The 20,430-nt window shown below is 52.0% G+C and carries 19 protein-coding genes; 2 read left to right on the top strand and 17 right to left on the bottom strand.

The features are described from left to right. Positions 1–7: 7 nt before the first annotated feature. Together nlpE and EIP93_RS05655 are read right to left on the bottom strand one after the other, a co-directional pair. On the bottom strand, positions 8–703 hold the full coding sequence (nlpE, locus tag EIP93_RS05660) for an envelope stress response activation lipoprotein NlpE (RefSeq protein WP_164498024.1): 696 nt from the start codon (positions 701–703) through the stop codon (positions 8–10). Between the two features lie 73 nt (positions 704–776). Next, positions 777–1,331: a YaeQ family protein gene (locus EIP93_RS05655; RefSeq protein ID WP_039483887.1), complete on the bottom strand. Its 555-nt coding sequence runs from the start codon at positions 1,329–1,331 to the stop codon at positions 777–779. A 240-nt stretch (positions 1,332–1,571) separates the two neighbouring features. Here EIP93_RS05655 and EIP93_RS05650 point away from each other — a divergent pair, with 240 nt between their 5' ends. Together EIP93_RS05650 and rof are read left to right on the top strand one after the other, a co-directional pair. After that, positions 1,572–1,772, top strand: a complete 201-nt coding sequence (locus EIP93_RS05650; protein WP_010285748.1) for a YaeP family protein — start codon at positions 1,572–1,574, stop codon at positions 1,770–1,772. Beyond that, on the top strand, positions 1,759–2,019 hold the full coding sequence (rof, locus tag EIP93_RS05645) for a Rho-binding antiterminator (RefSeq protein ID WP_029367608.1): 261 nt from the start codon (positions 1,759–1,761) through the stop codon (positions 2,017–2,019). Before EIP93_RS05650 ends, rof begins: the two co-directional genes overlap by 14 nt. Positions 2,020–2,145: 126 nt before the next feature. Here rof and tilS read toward each other — a convergent pair whose 3' ends face one another. The 15 genes from tilS to ispC all read right to left on the bottom strand — a co-directional run bounded on the left by tilS (position 2,146) and on the right by ispC (position 20,213). Next, a complete protein-coding gene (tilS, locus tag EIP93_RS05640) occupies positions 2,146–3,480 on the bottom strand; it encodes a tRNA lysidine(34) synthetase TilS (RefSeq protein ID WP_125232412.1) in 1,335 nt (444 codons plus the stop codon). Further along, complete coding sequence (locus tag EIP93_RS05635) at positions 3,470–3,859, bottom strand: VOC family protein (protein ID WP_107332450.1); 390 nt, start codon at positions 3,857–3,859, stop codon at positions 3,470–3,472. Before EIP93_RS05635 ends, tilS begins: the two co-directional genes overlap by 11 nt. A gap of 107 nt (positions 3,860–3,966) precedes the next feature. After that, a complete protein-coding gene (accA, locus tag EIP93_RS05630; protein ID WP_039483881.1) occupies positions 3,967–4,926 on the bottom strand; it encodes an acetyl-CoA carboxylase carboxyl transferase subunit alpha in 960 nt (319 codons plus the stop codon). Between the two features lie 12 nt (positions 4,927–4,938). Then, positions 4,939–8,421, bottom strand: coding sequence for a DNA polymerase III subunit alpha (gene dnaE, locus EIP93_RS05625; protein WP_103942561.1), 3,483 nt, complete (start codon positions 8,419–8,421; stop codon positions 4,939–4,941). A gap of 85 nt (positions 8,422–8,506) precedes the next feature. After that, the gene (gene rnhB / locus EIP93_RS05620; protein ID WP_103861686.1) at positions 8,507–9,103 is read right to left on the bottom strand and encodes a ribonuclease HII; all 597 of its coding nucleotides are present in this window, start codon (positions 9,101–9,103) and stop codon (positions 8,507–8,509) included. 20 nt (positions 9,104–9,123) lie between these two features. After that, on the bottom strand, positions 9,124–10,275 hold the full coding sequence (lpxB, locus tag EIP93_RS05615) for a lipid-A-disaccharide synthase (RefSeq protein WP_125232411.1): 1,152 nt from the start codon (positions 10,273–10,275) through the stop codon (positions 9,124–9,126). 3 nt (positions 10,276–10,278) lie between these two features. Beyond that, on the bottom strand, positions 10,279–11,067 hold the full coding sequence (gene lpxA / locus EIP93_RS05610; protein ID WP_095701864.1) for an acyl-ACP--UDP-N-acetylglucosamine O-acyltransferase: 789 nt from the start codon (positions 11,065–11,067) through the stop codon (positions 10,279–10,281). 4 nt (positions 11,068–11,071) lie between these two features. Then, the gene (fabZ, locus tag EIP93_RS05605) at positions 11,072–11,545 is read right to left on the bottom strand and encodes a 3-hydroxyacyl-ACP dehydratase FabZ (RefSeq protein WP_170309992.1); all 474 of its coding nucleotides are present in this window, start codon (positions 11,543–11,545) and stop codon (positions 11,072–11,074) included. An 84-nt stretch (positions 11,546–11,629) separates the two neighbouring features. Next, a complete protein-coding gene (gene lpxD / locus EIP93_RS05600) occupies positions 11,630–12,652 on the bottom strand; it encodes a UDP-3-O-(3-hydroxymyristoyl)glucosamine N-acyltransferase (protein ID WP_105879226.1) in 1,023 nt (340 codons plus the stop codon). A gap of 3 nt (positions 12,653–12,655) precedes the next feature. Next, the gene (skp, locus tag EIP93_RS05595) at positions 12,656–13,153 is read right to left on the bottom strand and encodes a molecular chaperone Skp (protein ID WP_103861163.1); all 498 of its coding nucleotides are present in this window, start codon (positions 13,151–13,153) and stop codon (positions 12,656–12,658) included. Positions 13,154–13,347: 194 nt separating this feature from the next. Further along, positions 13,348–15,777, bottom strand: coding sequence for an outer membrane protein assembly factor BamA (gene bamA / locus EIP93_RS05590; RefSeq protein ID WP_103942566.1), 2,430 nt, complete (start codon positions 15,775–15,777; stop codon positions 13,348–13,350). A gap of 35 nt (positions 15,778–15,812) precedes the next feature. Continuing rightward, entirely contained in the window at positions 15,813–17,168 is a 1,356-nt protein-coding gene (gene rseP / locus EIP93_RS05585; protein ID WP_103861165.1) for a sigma E protease regulator RseP, read from the bottom strand. A 21-nt stretch (positions 17,169–17,189) separates the two neighbouring features. Further along, complete coding sequence (gene cdsA / locus EIP93_RS05580) at positions 17,190–18,047, bottom strand: phosphatidate cytidylyltransferase (RefSeq protein ID WP_095701860.1); 858 nt, start codon at positions 18,045–18,047, stop codon at positions 17,190–17,192. Positions 18,048–18,056: 9 nt separating this feature from the next. Next, positions 18,057–18,818: a (2E,6E)-farnesyl-diphosphate-specific ditrans,polycis-undecaprenyl-diphosphate synthase gene (gene ispU / locus EIP93_RS05575; RefSeq protein ID WP_125232410.1), complete on the bottom strand. Its 762-nt coding sequence runs from the start codon at positions 18,816–18,818 to the stop codon at positions 18,057–18,059. Between the two features lie 198 nt (positions 18,819–19,016). After that, the gene (ispC, locus tag EIP93_RS05570; protein ID WP_125232409.1) at positions 19,017–20,213 is read right to left on the bottom strand and encodes a 1-deoxy-D-xylulose-5-phosphate reductoisomerase; all 1,197 of its coding nucleotides are present in this window, start codon (positions 20,211–20,213) and stop codon (positions 19,017–19,019) included. Positions 20,214–20,430: the final 217 nt, after the last annotated feature.

The following is a 20,430-nucleotide window of genomic DNA, read 5'->3' as shown; positions in this document are numbered from 1 at the left end:
CGCTGTATCAATCTATCTGCGTATCGCAGTTTGCCCGCGCGTTCATACGTGCTTTATCGCTGCTGTTAGGGACCACCGCTTTCACCATCTGCCCTTCTTCCATTGATGGAATCACGGCAAAATGTGCGGTAAAGGAAACCAGTACCGGTTCACCTGCCGACGCCGTAGTACGAAGATACAGTCTTTCAAGCACGGCATTACTCGCTACCACAAACGTTTTCCCTGTCGCGCAATCAGAGAAGGTCGCAGCATCCGCCAGATAGCGGTACATACCTTTCATCGACATCGGCGTATCCGGCAATGCCTGCTCAGTTGCCGTCAGTTGGCGAGGGAGAGAAGAATTGATGGGCAACCCTTGTTGATCCAGCATTTCAAGGGTGTTATCAACTGGGCGGAAGTAACGTTTTTCGCCCGCGCTATCCGTCAACACCAGCTTGTCTGCGGTGCGTCGCCATTGCCCATAGGAAGCAAACGTGTTGTTGCCCTCTCGCGTCGTTTGATACTGTTCACGCAGAACAAAAGTCCCGTCTTTTTCCAAAAACAGTGACGTATCAATCCCTCCGCAGTCCGCACAGGGTAAAACGCCACGATAACTTTGCGCCATTGGTTTAAGGGGTTCTTCCTGAACTTGCGAGCGGGTATGACACCCGATCAACCCAGAAATCCCTGCAATCAACAGCACACCGATAGCCAGTTTTTTCATCATTATTTTCCTGCCGTCTCTGCCCTGTTTTTATCGTTCTGACTCAACGATCTGGAATATATCCAATCTGTTATCATCCCTGAGTCTGAGGAATTTTCCACTCAGAAAATGCTATTTCCAGACTATTCTTATCATCAGACAACCAGATCGTGCCTTCCTGTATCGTTGCCTGCAATGACATGGTGCGCTGAACCAGTCCGGCAAGCTGAGCCAGCTGATTATCATCCAAAAATCGGATAGCCAGATTTTTGTACCCAGAGACTTTTCCCGATATTGCACTCCACCAAACCTGTGCAGCACGCTCGCTGTAGGCGTACAACACGACGGAACGCGACTGATTGCAGGCTTTCTTGAGCCGTTTTTCATCCGGCAGGCCTAGCTCAATCCACAGTTCCAGCTCCATCGTATCGTTACGTCGCCAGATTTCCGGTTCGTCATCTGCGCTGAGCCCTTTGGTAAAGCGCAGATTTTCATCAGCATGGCAAATCCACGCTAAAAGCCGCAGCATCATACGCTGCTCAGTTTCAGACGGATGCTGCGCTATCGTCAGGTTCGCATCGTGAAAAAAATTCCGATCCATATCGGCAATATTGATTGCTGCTTTGTAAACCGTTGCTTTTAATGCCATCAGTGACCTCGTATTTATTCCCTCCTAGTTTACTTGAGTTAGCGCCATCCTCACAGTAAAGGTGATATCTGCCACGTAACCGATAGATTAGGCCTCTAAGGACTACTGATATCCTGTTAGTGCCTATGCTATAGTCGGTTTGATAAATAGAGTTTATCTTCGTAGGCTTACAACATCGCGCACCACAGCAAGTGATGATGCATGAATATCTACCGAGCTAAGCTTTTAAGGGAGGATATAGTGCAAGAATACTGTGAATTAGTACGTCGCTTATACGCAGAGATCGCCAGTGGCGATCTGGGCTATATACCCGATTCGCTGGGTTGTGTTTTGAAAACCCTGGATGGCATTGCCGCGAATGATGCGTTGCCATCCTCCGTCAGGGAACAGGCCGCTTTTGCCGCCGCTAACTTATTGGTGAGTGATTATGTCAATGAGTAATGAATATCAACCCATCAACTGTGATGATTACGACAGCCTGGAAGCCACCTGTCAGCAGAATTTGACGCTGACGCTGGAACTACGTAATGGTGAAGTTGTGACCGGTAAAGCCAGTGATATGATCTCACGTAAGCAGGTCGAATATCTGGTGATTGAAGCCTCAGGCACAACGCGCGAGCTGCGTCTCGACCACATCGTCAGTTTCAGTCATCCTGAAATCGGGAAGGTCGTCGTCAGCGAATCCTGACAGACTTCTCCTTTCATTTAGCGGCAAACGCTGAATCAATGCTTCCAAAACGGACAACACAGGTTGTCCGTTTTTATTTCAGCGCTTTTGCTCCAAGCTTTTTCTTCTGGCTTATTTTTCCCAAACTTATTTTCCCCAAACAATGTGCCATACAGGCTGGTTTTCTCTCACCTGCCCTTCTCGCGTGACGAATCGTCCAACAGCCGCAATCAGTTGCTCGTTGTAAAACACCAGCGGTGTACGGTCGCGCCACCAGGGTGGAACATTCAGCTCCTGCCAGAGCTTTTTGATTTGCCGTCCGTGGGCTCTGCCAACAATATGCACGGTTCCACTGGTCGAAAAACGAATACTCACCGCCTCACCGTTTTCCGGTGCGCGAATCGCTACACCGTTATCGGCCAGCGACAACGTGCCCAGATTATCGGGTAGCGACAACGGGCATGACGGCGATTGCCACGGGATAATGCGGTCTTTTAGTGACGGCATCAGCGGCAGCAGGTAGAGATACTGACGAAAACGGCGGATCTGCATCTGATTCAGTTGCAATACAGGTTCAGCATCCTGACGGCTCGTCGCAACCTCATCCCAGAGCCGTTGTAGCTGTTCACGCGCAGGCATCGTTGCCCCTTGCTGCGCCAGCCAGCGCCGTAGTAGCGCAAAACGACGCACCGGGCTCAGCGGCGCCAGACCGTCAATGCTCAGCGCACCATCCGGCTGACACAGCGCCTGTAATGATTCCTCTAGCAGCTCATCGAGCAGTTGTTCCTGTTCGGCACAAAGCTGGGCGCTACGTGCCACAGCAGAGGGGAAATGCGGCCAGCGCTGCGTCAATCGCGGTAAGATCTGGCGACGTAGGAAATTACGGTCGAAACGCTCATCCTGATTGCTGTCGTCTTCAATCCAGCCAAGCTGATGCCGCTGTGCGTACGCTTCCAACTGCAAACGAGAAATACCTAACAGCGGGCGCACAAGACGATGATGACCCAGCATACTTTGAGCCGCCATCGCAGATAACCCGGCAGGCCCGCTACCGCGTTTAAGCGCCAGTAAAAAGGTTTCGCTTTGGTCATCCAGATGTTGCGCCGTCAGCAAGGCTTCGCCCTCTTGCAGATGCGCTTGCAAAGCCTGATAACGCGCCGTTCGGGCAGCGGCTTCGATACCGCCGTTCTGCGCCTCAACCTTCACCGGCAGCGAGGCAAACGGCACCTGCCAGCGTCCACACTGCTGACAACAATGTTCAGCCCAGCTATCGGCCAGCGGATTTAAACCATGATGAATATAAGCCGCACGAATGGGTAGCCCAGAACGCTGACGCACAGCCACCAGCAAATGCAAAAGCACGCTAGAGTCCAGACCGCCGCTGTAGGCCAGCAGGATCGACCCACATCCAGCAGTTTGCGCCACGATCGTCTGGAGCAATCCATCAACAGGTTCGGTATGGTCCACGGTATCAGATCTCATACAGTTCTAAAGGCAAGCCGTCAGGATCGGAGAAAAAGGTGAAGCGCTGCTGCGTTTCAGGATCGATCCGGACAGGCTCACAGATAACGCCAGCCTGTTCCAGCGAGGCAACAGCCTGTTCTACGTTAGTTACGGCAAAAGCCAGGTGGCGCAGTCCACAGGCTTCCGGACGACTCACCCGCGCGGGCGGATGAGGGAAAGAAAATAGCTCAATGGTATAACGACCATTCAGCGAGAGATCCCCTTTCCACGACTGCCGTGCTTCACGGTAGACCTCGTTGTTCAACGTAAACCCTAGCACATCACAGTAAAACGCCTTGCTGCGTTCATAGTCAGAGGCAATAACCGCAATGTGATGGACATCGAGCAACTTCAACATGCTTCAAACCCTCATAGCAAAAAATCCGTTGTCATTTCTGACAACGGATTTTCAAAGTAACGCCAGAATCGCCTGATCGATAATACATCAATCAGACAATCACCTTATCAGCAGTAACCATAATTCATCAAACGCTGATAACGGCGGTTCAACAGTTCTTCTTCTGTCAGGCCATCGAGATCGAGCAGGTCGGCCAGCAGTTGTGCTTTCAGAGACTCTGCCATCACCGGGACGTTACGGTGCGCCGATCCCAAAGGTTCAGGGATCACGGTATCGATCAGTTTCAGCTCTTTCAGACGCGGCGCAATGATGCCCATGGCTTCCGCCGCCAGCGGCGCTTTATCCGCACTCTTCCACAGGATAGACGCACAGCCTTCCGGTGAAATAACCGAATAGGTGCTGTATTGCAGCATGTTGACCTTGTCACCCACGCCGATAGCCAGTGCACCACCAGAACCACCTTCACCGATAACGGTACAGATGATTGGCACACGCAGCGTCGACATTTCACGCAGGTTACGCGCGATAGCCTCAGACTGGCCGCGTTCTTCTGCACCAACCCCCGGATAAGCTCCCGGCGTGTCGATAAAGGTGATGATCGGCATCCTGAAACGATCGGCCATTTCCATCAGGCGCAGCGCTTTGCGATAACCTTCCGGTGCTGGCATGCCGAAATTACGGCGAATCTTTTCTTTGGTTTCACGTCCTTTCTGATGACCAATGATCATCACCGGGCGCCCCTCTAAACGGGCAATCCCGCCGACAATGGCTTTATCATCGGCATAGGCACGATCGCCAGCCAATTCATCAAAGTCGGTAAAGATATGCTTAATATAATCAAGCGTATAAGGACGTTGCGGATGGCGCGCTAATTGCGCAACCTGCCAGGCGCCCAAATCGGCGAAGATTTTGCGCGTCAGTTCAACGCTCTTCTCACGCAGGCGCTGGACTTCTTCGTCCAGATTAATATCTAATTTTTCGTCTTGACGGCTGACTGCGGTCAGCGAGTCAATTTTCGCTTCCAACTCTGCAATCGGCTGCTCAAAATCAAGAAAATTCAGACTCATAGTATTCCTATATTAGTCAAATTCCAGTTCCACCTGCTCATTACCCACTAATGTGCGCAGCTCGTTCAGTAGCGCATCGGCAGGCGTTACACGCCATGCTGCGCCGAAACGTAACCGGGCGCGCGCATCTTCACGCTGGTAATAGAGATGCACTGGGATCGTCCCCGATCGATGGGGTTCCAACGATTGGCGGAGACGGTTTAATAGCTGGTCATCAATTTGCCTGTCAGTCAGCGAGATAGCAAGCCCGCGCGCGTATTTTTCCCGCGCTTCACTGATATCCATTAACTCTCGGACGGTCATTTTAAGCCCGCCGCTGAAGTCATCAAAGCTGACCTGTCCACTGGCGATAAGGATACGGTCTTTCTCAAGTAAATGCTGATATTTTTCCAATGCATCGGTAAACAGCATTATCTCAAGACGACCGGAACGATCGTCCAATGTACAGACACCAATACGGTTACCCCGCTTGGTGACCATGACGCGAGCCGCCAACACCAGCCCAACGGCAGTGGTCATTTTACCCCGATCCGTCGGGTGCATATCTTTCAAACGCACGCCACCGGCATAGCGTTCAATTTCCTTAATATATTGCGTGATCGGGTGGCCGGTCAGATACAGCCCCAGCGTTTCCCGTTCACCATCCAGCACCACCTGCTCCGGCCACGGCGGCACCGTACTGTAGGATTGTTCAACCTGTTCAGGCGCATCGGCCAGCACGCCGAACATATCCACCTGACCAATGGCTTCCGCTTTCGCATGCTGATCGGCGGCCTTCAGCGCATCAGGCAATGAATTCATCAGCGCGGCGCGATGTGGCCCCAGACGGTCGAATGCCCCAGACATAATCAGCTTTTCCAGCACGCGACGGTTCAGCTTTTTAATGTCGGTACGCGCGCAGAGATCAAACAGCTCTCTAAAATAGCCGCCCTGATTACGCGCCTCGATAATCGCCTCAATCGGGCCTTCACCCACGCCTTTAATCGCGCCGATGCCGTAAACAATCTCGCCATCGTCATTAACGTGGAAGTGATACAGCCCACTGTTGATGTCCGGAGGCAGGATTTTTAACCCCATCCGCCAACATTCATCAACCAGACCGACCACTTTATCCGTGTTGTCCATATCGGCCGTCATCACCGCCGCCATGAATTCTGCCGGATAGTGCGCCTTCAGCCACAGTGTTTGGTAAGACACCAACGCATAAGCCGCGGAGTGAGATTTATTAAAGCCATAACCGGCGAATTTTTCCACCAGGTCGAAAATCTTAACCGCCAATTCACCGTTCACACCGCGAGATTTGGCACCATCTTCGAAGCCACCACGCTGCTTCGCCATCTCGACTGGGTTCTTTTTCCCCATCGCACGACGCAACATATCCGCGCCGCCCAGCGTATAGCCCGCCAGAACCTGCGCAATCTGCATGACCTGTTCCTGATACAGGATAATGCCGTAGGTCGGCTCCAGCACAGGCTTGAGTGACTCGTGCTGCCATTCAATATCAGGATACGAGATCGCTTCACGACCATGTTTACGGTCGATGAAGTTATCCACCATGCCGGATTGCAGCGGGCCAGGGCGGAACAGCGCCACCAGTGCGATCATATCCTCAAAACTGTCGGGTTTCAGTCGCTTGATCAGGTCTTTCATGCCGCGCGATTCAAGCTGGAATACTGCCGTAGTTTCCGAGCGTTGCAGCATATCGAAGCTTTTCTTATCGTCGAGCGGGATCGCCGCAATATCAATCGGCTCCTGCCCTTGCTTCGCGCGACGGGCATTAATCATCCCCAGTGCCCAGTCGATGATGGTCAGCGTACGCAGGCCAAGGAAGTCGAACTTCACCAGCCCAGCATATTCCACGTCGTTCTTATCAAACTGGGTAACCGGATGGTTCCCTTCAGAATCACAATACAGCGGCGCAAAATCGGTAATCTTGGTGGGAGATATCACCACCCCACCCGCATGTTTACCAGCGTTACGCGTTACCCCTTCGAGCTTGCGCGCCATATCAATGAGGGCTTTAACTTCCTCATCGGCTTCATAAATTTCCGGCAGCTGCGGTTCAGCGGCAAAGGCTTTTTCCAGCGTCATACCCGGATCGGGCGGCACCAGCTTTGAAATACGATCGACAAACCCATAAGGGTGCCCAAGCACGCGCCCGACGTCACGAATCACCGCTTTCGCCGCCATCGTACCGAAGGTGATAATCTGCGATACCGCATCACGCCCGTACATTTCCGCGACGTGATCGATGACCTTGTCGCGTTTTTCCATGCAGAAATCGACGTCGAAGTCAGGCATGGAGACACGTTCAGGGTTGAGGAAGCGTTCGAACAGCAGGTCGAATTCCAGTGGATCCAGATCGGTGATTTTCAGCGCATAAGCCACTAACGAACCCGCACCGGAACCACGTCCCGGCCCCACAGGCACATCGTTATCCTTCGACCACTGAATAAACTCCATTACGATCAGGAAGTAACCGGGGAATCCCATCTGGTTGATTACGCCCAGTTCAATATCCAGACGCTCATCATATTCAGGCCGACGTTCAGCGCGCACTTCCGGATCGGGGAACAGGAATTCGAGACGTTCCTCCAGCCCCTTTTTCGAGCACTGAACCAGAAAATCTTCCGTACTCATGTCGCCCGTCGGGAACTGTGGCAGGAAATACTCACCCAGACGAATTGTTACGTTACAACGCTTGGCAATTTCAACGCTGTTCGCCAGCGCTTCGGGGATATCCGCAAACAGCTCGCACATTTCCTCTTCGGAGCGCATGTACTGCTGCGGGCTGTAATTACGTGGACGTTTGGGATCGTCAAGCGTGTAGCCGTCGTGAATCGCTACGCGGATTTCGTGAGCGTCAAAATCATCGGTGCTGATAAAACACACTTCATTGGTCGCCACCACGGGTATCCCGTGCTTCGTCGCCAGCTCGACGGCTGCGTGCAAATAGCTTTCTTCATCGGGGCGGGACGTGCGGATCAGTTCCAGATAGTAACGCTGGGGGAAGTGTTCCTGATAGAAAGCCAGACACTGTTCGGCCTGCGTCTGGTTACCGCGCAGCAAAAATCGGCCAACATCACCCCGGCGGCCGCCAGACAGTAAAATCAGCCCTTCCTGATGTTCAATCAGCCAATCTCGGTCAATTGTCGGCCCGGCAGCACCATAACCGCGTTGATAAGCGTGGGAAATCAGCAACGTGAGATTCTGGTAGCCAGCATTATTCATCGCCAGGACGGTAAGATGCGCGAGCTCATCACCCAATTCGTCGCTTTCGACACAGAAATCTGCGCCGATAATGGGCTTGATTCCCGCACCATGCGCGCCGCCATAGAATTTAACCAGCCCACACAGGTTGGTAAAATCAGTAATCGCCAGCGCTGGCATGCCGAGTGCTGCCGCTTTTTTTACCAGCGGACCGACTTTGGCCAGCCCATCGATCATGGAATAGTCACTATGAACACGCAGGTGAACAAAACGTGGTTCGGCCATCTCCAGATCCCAGAATTTATCGATTAGTCAGCATGGCAACGACACGCTTACGTGCGCACGCCACACCGAGAGTTAATGATGATGTTTACGCCAGACCTAATACACGTTTGACTGGCGCGAAGCTCCGACGGTGAAACTCAGTGGCACCCAGTGCGGCCAGTTTCTCCAGATGAAAAGCCGTTGGATAACCTTTGTGTTGGGCAAAACCATAAGCGGGGAAGCGTTGATCTAACTCGACCATCTCACGATCGCGAGTGACTTTCGCCATAATCGAGGCCGCACTGATTTCTGCCACACGGCTATCCCCTTTAACGACTGCCTGAGCGGACATCGGCAAGGCTGGGCAACGGTTGCCGTCAATGAGAACAAAATCAGGCACGATAGCTAATCCAGCCACCGCACGCTGCATTGCCAACATCGTAGCATGCAGGATATTCAGTTGATCAATCTCTTCCGGTTCCGCACGGCCAAGGCTCCACGCCAACGCCTTCTCTTTGATTTCATCATAGAGCGACAGCCGACGTTTTTCACTCAGCTGTTTGGAATCCGCCAACCCGACAATTGGCCTAGTTGGATCAAGAATCACCGCAGCCGTTACGACCGCGCCAACCAGAGGGCCACGGCCCACTTCATCAACACCAGCGATACAGGTCGCCTGCGGATAGATAAAAATTTCACTCATGGTTTTATTGGATGGTTTTACTAACATGGCTTTACTAATTCCAGTACCGCCTGAGCCGCCTGCTCATCGGCGTTACAGCGGATCTGCTGATGCAAATCCACAAACGTTGTGCGTAGCTCAGCCATTTCTTCCGTATCGGCAAACAGCGGCAGCAGCGCAGCAGCCAGCTTATCCGGCGTACAATCGGTCTGTAGCAATTCCGTCACCAGCTCTCGCCCAGCCAGCAAATTCGGCAGCGACACCCACGGCGTTTTGACCAAGCGTTGTGCTAGCCAGAAGGTAAAAGGCTTCATGCGATAACCGACAACCATCGGACATTTAGCCAGCATGCATTCCAGTGCCGCCGTACCGGATGCCAATAGCGCTGCATCGCTGGCAATCATGGCTTCTCGCGCCTGCCCATCCAGCAGGTGCACGCGCAGATCGGGCGCCACGCTACTTTTTATCCGCTCAAACTGTTCACGCCGCTTGCTGTTAACCAGCGGAACCACGATTTCCAGATCGGGAAAATGCTGGCGCAGTAGCACAGCCGTATTGAGAAAATCTGCGCTAAGCATTTCAACTTCTGCACCGCGACTGCCTGGCAACAGCGCCAGACAATGCACATCAGGCGCAATACCCAACGTCACGCGTGCTGCCAGTTTATCGGGATGCAGCGGCATCGCATCGGCCATCGTATGACCGATAAAGCGACAAGGGACATTGAAACGATCGTAAAACGCTTTTTCAAAAGGCAAAAAGGCCAGCACCAGATTGGTCGCTTTACCTATTTTGAAAACGCGTTTTTGCCGCCATGCCCATACAGAAGGGCTGACGTAGTGAATAGTATTGATACCGCGCTGCTTGAGGTTGCCCTCTAGCGTGATATTGAAATCAGGTGCATCAATGCCGACAAAAACATCAGGTTGAAGTTCGCTAAAGCGCTGGGTTAAATCCCGCCGAATTTTCAGCAGGCGAGGCAGCCGTTCAAGCACCTCAACAATGCCCATGACAGCCAGCTCTTCCATCTCGTACCAGGCTTCACAGCCTTCGGCCTGCATACGCGGCCCGGCAACGCCGACAAACCGCGCATCCGGCACCTTTTCTTTTAGCGCCCGGATCAAGCCTGCGCCAAGGATGTCGCCGGAAGTTTCTCCGGCGACCAGCCCAATAGTCAAAGGACGTGATGACATGGATTAACGAATGATGCCGCGAGTTGAGCGGGCAAAGAAATCGGTAAACGCCTGCACAGCCGGGTGTTCAGCCGCCAGCGCTTCAATTTCCGGTTTCACTTCGTCTAGCGTTCTACCGCTGCGGTAGAGAAGCTTGTACGCATTACGAATCGCATGCAGGGTGTCTTTCTCGAATCCACGACGCTTCAGGCCTTCAATGTTCAGGCCGAACGGCGTAGCGTGGTTACCCTGAGCGATAACATACGGCGGCACGTCTTGCGCCACACCAGAACATCCGCCAACCATGACGTGAGCACCGATAATGCAGAACTGGTGCACTGCCGTCATCCCACCGATAATCGCAAAATCATCGACGGAAACGTGGCCGCCCAGCGTCGCGTTATTCGCCAGAATACAACGGCTGCCCACGACGCAGTCATGTGCGATATGCGTGTTGATCATCAACAAGTTATCGCTACCGACTTTAGTCAACCCACCACCCTGTGCCGTACCACGATGAATCGTGACGCTTTCACGGATGCGGTTACGATCGCCGATCTCAACGCGGGTCGGTTCCCCAGCGTATTTGAGATCCTGATTCACTTCACCAATTGACGTGAACTGATAGATTTCGTTGTCGCGACCAATTTTAGTGACGCCATTGACGACGACATGTGATTTCAGCACCGTCCCCGCACCGATCTCAACCTGAGAACCGATATAGCAGAACGGGCCAATATGAACGCCAGCACCAATAATGGCACCGTCTTCAACAATCGAACTAGGGTGAATAAAGGCGGTTTGATCAATCACGTTATCAGGACTCCCGACGGCGAGCACACATCATTGACGCTTCACAGGCCACTTCGCCATCAACTTTGGCAACACCTTTAAAGCGCGCAACGCCGCGACGCTCTTTGATGAATTCAACTTCAAGGATCATTTGATCGCCTGGCTGCACCGGGCGCTTAAAGCGCGCTTCGTCAACAGCGGCGAAGTAATACAGCTCACCCGGTTCCAATTTGCCTACGCTTTTAAACGCAAGAATACCGGTAGCCTGAGCCATGGCTTCCAGAATCAACACGCCGGGAAAAATCGGTTTACCCGGGAAATGCCCCTGAAAGAAGGGTTCGTTGAAAGAGACGTTTTTCACCGCCCGCAGAAACTTCCCTTCTTCAAAATCCAGTACCCGATCAACCAGCAAAAACGGGAAACGGTGCGGTAATAATTCTAAAATCTCTTCAATATTCAGAGTATGAGTGTCAGTAGTCAAAATACTCTTCCTGTCCATAAAAAACTGATGCCATCAACAACACGGCCTGCGCAGACCCTAAATTAGGTGTCTTCAGGCAGGCCGCAAATAAAACGCGAGTGATTAAACGTTATCGACTTTTCGTTCAACGGCTTTCAACCGTTTGCTTATCTCATCAATATTCATCACCAGCGCTGCAGTTTTGCGCCACACTTTGTTGGGTTGCAAAGGAATGCCCGAAGAGTATACCCCAGGTTCTGTGATTGGTCGCATGACCATCCCCATTCCCGTTACCGTCACTTTATCGCAGATCTCCATGTGCCCGTTAATCACGCTGGCACCACCGATCATGCAATAACGACCAATTTTCAAGCTCCCCGCCATAATGACGCCACCCGCGACTGCGGTATTGTCGCCAATCACGACGTTGTGCGCAATCTGACATTGGTTATCAATGATAACACCATTGCCAATGACCGTATCATCCAACGCACCACGATCGATGGTTGTGCTCGCGCCAATCTCAACTCGATCGCCAATTCTGACCGTTCCCAACTGCGGGATCTTCACCCAGTTGCCGCGATCGTTGGCATAGCCAAAGCCGTCAGAACCGATCACGGTTCCCGACTGGATCAGGCAATGTTCACCCAGCTCCACGCGGTGATAAATCGTGACATTTGCCCACAAGCGGGTACCGGCACCAATGCGGGCATCTTTGCCGATAAAGCAGCCGGGGCCAATGACAACGCCATTACCCAGCTGTGCACCAGATTCGATGACGGCATTTGCACCAACGGACACGTTCTGGCCCAGCGTCACGTCTGGAGCAATAACCGCACTCGGCGCAATATCGGTTGCTGGCTGAGGCGTGGTGTCCAGCAGCTGTGCCATGCGCGCATAGGTGAGATAGGGATTCTTCACTACCAGCGCAGCAACCTGACAGTAAGGTAAATCCGCTTCCGTCAGCACGACCGCTGACGCTTGCGTCCCGGCCAGTTGCTCACGGTAACGACTGTCGGAAAGAAACGTAATTTGCCCAGTTTTTGCCGAATGCATAGAAGCAACACCGGTGATGACGATATCGCCATCACCGTGTAATTGTGCATCCAACTGTTGAGCTAACGCGTCCAGTCGAATTGAATACATGGTTTATTTAACCTGTTTCAGCACATCGGCAGTAATGTCTTTAGCATTGGCGACATACGCAACAGCGTTAGCGTCAATCACAACATCATAACCTTCTTTGGTTGCAACGGCTTTCACCGCATCCTGAATACGGCTCAGGATTTTGTTACGTTCTTCAGTCTGACGGCGACGGTTGTCCTGCTCAAAAGCCTGCGCTTTAGTAGAGAACTGCTCGCGCTGCGCCATGACGTCTTTTTCCATTTTGCTGCGATCGCTCGCTTTCATGGTAGAACCATCACGTTGCAGTTTCTGCATCTTGCCCTGTAAATCGTTTTCCATCGATTGCAGTTCAGAAGCACGACCTTTGAATTCGTTTTCCAGCTGTTTGCCAACGGTTTCACGCTGCGGCAGCTGTTGGAAAATGCTGGAGACGTTAACAACGGCAATTTTGTCAGCAGCCTGAACGCTGGCTGAAGCAGCCAATGCTAAACCGAGGCCTGCGGCACATAACCACTTTTTCACTATAAACTCCTCAACCTAACCTAATTTGTGTCTTAACACTTTAATTATGAGCATCGCGTCATAACATGAACGGTTTATGTTCAACCATTCATGTCCATGAACTATTCATATCAACGAACTATTTATATCAACGAAAGGCTCGTCTCAACGAATCATGATGCGACATTCCCTGCATACGACCTATTGACGTCACACTACCAGGTTTTGCCAATGTTAAACTGGAATTGTTCCGACTTGTCTCCATCGTACTTTTTAACCGGCTGGGCATAGGAGAAGACCAATGGCCCAAGCGGAGACATCCATTGTAACGCGATACCGCTGGAAACACGGAAGTTGCTCGCCTTGCTGTAATCCGGCACGCCTGCGGCAATGGTTGCAGGTGTATTTTTCCAGTTGGTATCCCATACCGTACCGCCATCTACAAAGAAGGACGTACGTACGGAGCTCGCGTATTTATCACTGATAAACGGTGTTGGCACGATCAGTTCCGCACTCAATACCGCCATTGCGTTACCGCCAACGGCATCATCCAGATTGGTCGAATCAATCGGGCAATTAGAATAAGACGTCGCACCCGCAGCACACTTGTAATACGCTGCTTTAGGACCAATCGTATTCGACTGGAAGCCACGTACCGTACTGGAACCACCAGCATAGAAGTTGTCGTAGAACGGCACTTCTTTACTACCGATACCATCCGCAAAGCCTGCGCGCGTACGGCCCATCACCACCCAGTTACCGCTGTCACTCAACGGGTAGTAGCTCGCCGAATCAAACGTCAGTTTGTAGTATTCGTTGTCCGAGCCCGGCACGGCAATCTTGGCATTCGCAGACGCACGTGTTCCTTTCGTTGGGAAGTAGCCGCGATCCAGATTGTTATACGACCATCCAGTATTCAGGAAGAAATCGTTCGCTTTGAAGTCAGCGCTAGATTTATTCCCTTCCTGAACCACAGATGGATTAACGCCCACTGAATCCAGATAACGCCACATCGCCACCTGCGGTCTCATATCCGACAGATCGTTATGCACATAATCCAGACCAACACGCAGTGAGTTATTCTCGTTAATCGGGAAGCCCAAGGTGCTGCCAACGCCATAGCTCACGTTGGTGTAGTCAGACAGATCGGCGTCAGACGCCTCAAATTTGTTATAGAAGACGCGGCCACCGAGGCTAACGCCATCAACGGTAAAGTACGGGTCAGTCAGTGACAGCTCGACATACGTCTGGTAGTCGTTTTTAGTCCCGCTGATACCAACGGAGTTACCCGTTCCCAGCCAGTTATCCTGCTGAACCCCAGCCTGGAAGCTCACGCCACTTTCTGTACCGAAACCGACACCAAAGTTGAATGTGCCCGTATTACGCTCTTTGACTTTATACGTTACATCAACCTGATCGGCCACGCCGGGAACGCGCTGCGTTTCTACATCAACGCTTTCAAAGTATCCCAGTCGGTTCAGACGCTCTTTGCCCTGCTCAACCAGATCGTTGCCTAACCAGGCACCTTCCATCTGACGCATTTCACGGCGTAGAACGGAGTCTTTAGACGTGTCGTTACCATCAAAGCGGATATGACGCACATAGAAACGGTTACCCGCATCGACGTTGATGTTTAATCTCACCGTCTTGTCTGCGTCATTAATTTCCGGCTGAGTGACCACGCGCGGATAGGCATAACCATAACGACCCAGCAATTTCTTGATGTCCTCTTCCATCCGGGTCACTTTCGTCCCGTTGTAGAGTTCACCTGGTTCGACCTTCGTCAGCCCTTCGACTTCCGCAGAGTGACCAGCCAGATTACCTTTCACCGTGACGCCAGACAGCTTGTACTGCTCGCCTTCCGTCATATTGATGGTGATATAGATACCTTTTTTATCCGGCGTCAGGCTCACTTGTGTGGAATCGATGTTGAAACGCGCATAGCCGCGATCCAGATAGAAACTTCGTAAAGTTTCCAGATCGCCAGACAGTTTTTGTTTCTGGTATTTACGATCGCCAACTACGTTCCACCACGGCACTTCATCACGCAGTTGGAAACGGGAAATCAATTCGTCGGAGCTGAACGCTTTGTTACCGACAATATTAATCTGCTGGATCTTGGCGGAAACGCCTTCTGTAAAGACCAATTTAAGGTCTACACGGTTACGCGGGAGTGGCGTGACAACGGCTTTAACCGACGCACTGTACTTACCCACGCTGTAGTAGAAATCTTCCAGTCCTTTTTCGATGTTGGTGAGCGCCGTGCGGTCTAACGCTTCACCGACGCGCACGCCGGAGGCCTCCAGGTTCTCTTTCAGCATGTCGTCTTTGACGGACTTGTTGCCAGAAAACGTGACGCTGGCGATGGTTGGACGTTCTTTCACCTGCACAATCAGCGTTTCGCCATCGCGCAGGACACGAACATCTTCAAAATTTCCGGTCGCAAACAAGGCACGGATGGTGTTACCGATATCATCGTCACCGATGGTATCACCAACGCGGACAGGCATACTGAGTAATGCCGCCCCGACGGCAACCCTTTGCAGGCCCTCGAAATGAATGTCCTTCACTACGAACCCGTCTGCACCGTATACGGTTGCGCTGCTAAACAGCAGCGACGCTATGAGCAACTTTTTGATCGCCATCGTTGTTATGCGTTTTTCCTAACCTAATCCCGCGCCTAGAGACGAGAGAAATCATTGAAAAGTGCGAGTCCCATTAACAACATCAGCAATACTGTACCAATGCGATAGCTAACGTCCTGCACACGCTCAGAAACCGGCCTGCCCTTCAACTTTTCAACCGCAAGAAAGAGCAGGTGTCCACCATCCAATACCGGCAGAGGGAACAGATTGATGATCCCCAAATTGACGCTGATTAAGGCCAAAAACATCAGGTAATAAATCAATCCATAATCTGCTGACATTCCTGCGCCCTGAGCAATCGAAATGGGACCGCTCAGGTTGTTCAGCTTAACATCACCCATAACCAGTTTCCCTAACATACTGACGGTCAATTTCATCAGTTGCCAGGTTTTATCTGTTGCCTGGTAGATCGCGCTGAACGGCCCATACTGGCGCACAGTCCTGTATTCTTCAGGCAGTGGCGTCACGCTTGGCATTACGCCTGCCAGCCCTTCAACTCTGCCACTTCCCACAGATTTGCTGTCTGGCGTTAACGTCAACGGCACCGTTGAGCCGTTGCGCTCCACCTCCAGAGCAATAGATTGCCCGGGGTTATCACGCACGGCGATGACAAAATCACGCCATTGCGCTAGCGCCTGCCCGTCGACTTTAACGATCCTATCTCCGACTTGCAAACCTGCTTTTTCCGCCGCCGAATCGGCCTGTACCTGATGCAATACCGGCTCGATTTTCGGACCACGCGGGATAATCCCGAGCGAAGCAGCAGGATCTTGCTTATCAGGCTCAAACTGCCACTCGCGCAAATCCAGCGTTTTCTGGACGACACGGTCGGAGCCTAAAGGTGCAGTTCCGATCACGACATCGCTATCGCCGATTTTACCGATCAGCGCCAGACGCGCGGTATCCCAATCAGGCGTTTCGATACCATCAACGGACTTTAGTTCCGTTCCCGCCGACATTTCCGCCTGCGCCGCGATGGAGTTGGGCAGTATTTCACCCACGACTGGACGCACGCCCGGTACGCCAATAATAAACACCAGCCAGTACGCCACAATCGCAAACAGAAAATTGGCAATCGGCCCAGCGCTGACAATAGCCGCACGTTGCCAGACCGTTTTACTGTTAAATGACTGGTGACGGAATTCTGGCGCGACCGTATCGACGCGCTCATCCAGCATCTTCACGTAGCCGCCAAGTGGGATCAGCGCAATCACGAATTCTGTACCGGTACGATCGCGACGCCGCCATAGCGCACGTCCGAAACCGACTGAGAAGCGTTCGACCTTCACACCACAGCGGCGCGCTACCCAGAAATGCCCAAATTCATGGACAGTGACCAGCACACCCAGTGCGATGATAAACGCGGCAAGATTCCAGAGAAAACTCAGCATAAATAGCTCTACCGCTTTATTCTAAGCCACTTTAAACAGCAGCAGCATCAGGCAAGAGAACACAGGAACCGCAGCCGTCAGGCTGTCGATACGATCGAGCACGCCACCGTGCCCCGGAATCAAATGGCTACTGTCTTTGATACCCGCCTCGCGTTTGAACATACTTTCCGTCAAATCACCCAACACCGAGGCCAGCGCAGCAGCAATAGAACAAATCAACAACGTTGCTGGCGCTACCGTTAACGGCGCATAAAGGCTAAACAGCACAGAGATAAGCGCCGAGGTTGCCAAACCACCGAGAAAGCCTTCCCAGGTTTTGCCCGGCGAGACTTTTGGCGCGAGTTTACGCTTACCAAACAGTTTACCGAACATGTAGGCACCGCTGTCAGCGCCCCACACTAGCAGCATGACGTACAGCAACCACCAGGCACCAGCGAATGGATTAATCGCGTAATTGTAATGGCGAAGCGCAACCATGCCCCAGAAAAACGGCACTATCGTCATGATACCGAACACCAGTCGCAATGTACGCGAATGACGCCAAAATGAGGCGGAAGCCGGATAGAACAGAACCAGAAACAGCGCCACACCCCACCACACCAGTGATGACCAGAGCGCGATGCTGATTTGCGGAATATGCACGGAATAATGGTAGGCCGGGAGTGATAACAGCATCAGTGCCAGCAAGAAACCACACAGGATCGCGAGCCATAAGCGTTGGCCATAAGAGGCAAACCCCGCCAGCTGACCCCATTCCCATGCCGCCAGCATACACACAGCCAACGTAACAAGCGTGAATCCCAGAGGAGGCAGCAAGAAAAGTGCTGCAATAACAATCGGGATCAAAATAAAAGCAGTAATCAGGCGATACTTCAGCAAAAGTTCCCCCTAGGATGCATCAGCATCGTTAGGTGTTGTTCCCCCGAAGCGGCGCTCGCGTTGTGCAAAAGCATTCAGCGCACCTTCAAAGACTTGTTCATCGAAATCAGGCCAGAGGACATCAGTAAAGTAAAGTTCAGCATAAGCAATTTGCCACAGAAGAAAATTACTGATGCGGTGTTCTCCACCGGTTCTGATCACCAAATCAACCGGAGCCAGATCATGCAGACAGATGTACTGACATAATGACGCTTCATTAATGCTATCAGGGCGCAGAATGCCTTCCTGCACCTGCTCTGCAAGTTGCCGTACTCCCTGAATAATATCCCAACGGCCGCCATAATTCGCGGCAATATTCAGTGTGAGCCCCTGATTCTTTTCCGTCAGTGCTTCTGAACGACGAATTCGCTCTTGTAAACGCGGACTGAAGCGGCCGATATCGCCAATGACCCGCAAACGAACATTGTGCTTGTGCAGGCTTTTCACTTCGCTGTCCAGCGCTCTAACAAACAGTTCCATGAGTGCGGAAACTTCCTGCGCCGGACGGTTCCAGTTTTCACTGCTAAATGCGTAAAGTGTCAGTGCATCCAGCCCTTGGCTCACTGCAAAACTGACCGACCGTCGCACAGCCTTTACACCAGCCTGATGGCCAAAAATCCGCATTTTCCCCCGGCTTTTCGCCCAGCGACCATTGCCATCCATGATAATGGCAACATGCCGCGGCCCGGCGGGTGGTAGATCGTTAGTATTTTTTTGATTATCGGACGGCATAACGCGTACTTATTTCCTCAAGCAAGAAATACAACAGTTCTTCCGTAACATCAGATCCCGTTAGCGCAAAAAAAGCCGTGAACGATCACGGCTTAGCTTCACGGTCGATTAAACAACTTTCGCATAATCAACCATTGAGTGGCGCAGACTATACCACCTCCACCGCACATGAACAAATTGTGCCACGGCGTTATCCAGCTATCGCGCGTAATGTGTCAGGGTCTGTGTTGCGACCTGTCTGGCCCAGTGGTCGATAAACAGAACATCATCAACGCTGGCGGGTTCTGGCAATGTAAGTTGTTCAATGACATACCGATTTACCGCCGCAATATCCGTAAAACGAATCTGCGACTGCAAAAATGCCGCCACTGCAACCTCATTCGCTGCGTTCAGTGCCGTAGTGGCCGACTGACCATGATTACAAGCATCAATAGCGAGCTGTAAACAAGGATAACGCGCATAGTCCGGTGCCAAAAATGTCAGCGCGCCAATCTGGCAAAAATCTAACGCTTTTGCACCCGATGTCACACGTTCAGGATAAGCCATTGCATGAGCAATCGGCGTACGCATGTCGGGCGATCCTAACTGCGCCAGAACGCTACCATCACGGTAACGCACCATCGAGTGAATCACTGACTGCGGATGAATAATGACTTCCATCTGTTCGGCAGAAGCATTAAACAACCAGCGCGCTTCGATATACTCCAGCCCTTTGTTCATCATCGTGGCAGAATCAACCGAAATTTTGCGCCCCATTGACCAGTTTGGATGCGCGCACGCCTGATCCGGCGTCATGTCCGCCAACGCCGACACCGGAGTTTCACGAAACGGTCCACCGGAACCGGTCAGAACAATACGTTCGACCCCATGCTGCGACAATGAAGCGTAGCCTAATTGGCGCTGAATTTGCTCAGGTAAACTCTGAAAAATCGCATTATGTTCGCTATCAATTGGTAAAAGCTGTGCACCACTTTGCGCCACGGCGTCCATAAAGAGACGTCCGCAGGTGACCAGCGATTCTTTGTTCGCCAACAAAACCTGTTTTCCAGCATGAATTGCCGCTAGCGTTGGCAATAGCCCTGCTGCCCCCACAATCGCGGCCATCACCTGATCGACACCATCCAATGCAGCAAGGTCACATGCTGCTTGTTCTCCAGCCAGCACTTCCGTTTTACAACCATATTCCGCCAACTGCTGGCGCAGGGAGGTTGCAGAGGCTTCATCAGCCATTGAGGCATAGGCGGGTTGGAAAGTGAGGCACTGCTCTAGCATCAACTTGACGTTGTACCCGGCGGATAACGCGCGTACGGCAAATTTATCGGGATTGGCTTTAATCACTGCCAGCGAACTGACGCCAATAGAGCCGGTGGAACCAAGAATTGTCAGTTGCTTCATTAAAAATGCTCTGAATAACCGGATTTGATGACAGGAAGGTACACGAGTCTGAGGCGATTACCATGATATATCTCTGCTATCGATCACAGTCACGATAACCGCAGGCATATACACAGCAAAAAATTGTTTACTACCCAGAGGGGCTAGCCTTCACCCATTCCTTGTATAACCATTGTAATACTCTAAATAATTCAAGTTTCAGGAAGGCGGCGAGAGA

Origin of the sequence: Pectobacterium versatile, assembly GCF_003932035.1 — a bacterium.
Classification (GTDB): domain Bacteria; phylum Pseudomonadota; class Gammaproteobacteria; order Enterobacterales; family Enterobacteriaceae; genus Pectobacterium; species Pectobacterium versatile.
This window is presented reverse-complemented; position numbering and strand designations above follow the sequence as displayed.

Coding starts and splice junctions, on each gene's coding strand:
- nlpE (WP_164498024.1), bottom strand. CDS start 703: ATGAAAAAACTGGCTATCGGTGTGCTGTTGATTGCAGGGATTTCTGGG.
- EIP93_RS05655 (WP_039483887.1), bottom strand. CDS start 1,331: ATGGCATTAAAAGCAACGGTTTACAAAGCAGCAATCAATATTGCCGAT.
- rof (WP_029367608.1), top strand. CDS start 1,759: ATGTCAATGAGTAATGAATATCAACCCATCAACTGTGATGATTACGAC.
- tilS (WP_125232412.1), bottom strand. CDS start 3,480: ATGAGATCTGATACCGTGGACCATACCGAACCTGTTGATGGATTGCTC.
- EIP93_RS05635 (WP_107332450.1), bottom strand. CDS start 3,859: ATGTTGAAGTTGCTCGATGTCCATCACATTGCGGTTATTGCCTCTGAC.
- accA (WP_039483881.1), bottom strand. CDS start 4,926: ATGAGTCTGAATTTTCTTGATTTTGAGCAGCCGATTGCAGAGTTGGAA.
- dnaE (WP_103942561.1), bottom strand. CDS start 8,421: ATGGCCGAACCACGTTTTGTTCACCTGCGTGTTCATAGTGACTATTCC.
- rnhB (WP_103861686.1), bottom strand. CDS start 9,103: ATGAGTGAAATTTTTATCTATCCGCAGGCGACCTGTATCGCTGGTGTT.
- lpxB (WP_125232411.1), bottom strand. CDS start 10,275: ATGTCATCACGTCCTTTGACTATTGGGCTGGTCGCCGGAGAAACTTCC.
- fabZ (WP_170309992.1), bottom strand. CDS start 11,545: ATGGACAGGAAGAGTATTTTGACTACTGACACTCATACTCTGAATATT.
- lpxD (WP_105879226.1), bottom strand. CDS start 12,652: ATGTATTCAATTCGACTGGACGCGTTAGCTCAACAGTTGGATGCACAA.
- bamA (WP_103942566.1), bottom strand. CDS start 15,777: ATGGCGATCAAAAAGTTGCTCATAGCGTCGCTGCTGTTTAGCAGCGCA.
- rseP (WP_103861165.1), bottom strand. CDS start 17,168: ATGCTGAGTTTTCTCTGGAATCTTGCCGCGTTTATCATCGCACTGGGT.
- ispU (WP_125232410.1), bottom strand. CDS start 18,818: ATGCCGTCCGATAATCAAAAAAATACTAACGATCTACCACCCGCCGGG.
- ispC (WP_125232409.1), bottom strand. CDS start 20,213: ATGAAGCAACTGACAATTCTTGGTTCCACCGGCTCTATTGGCGTCAGT.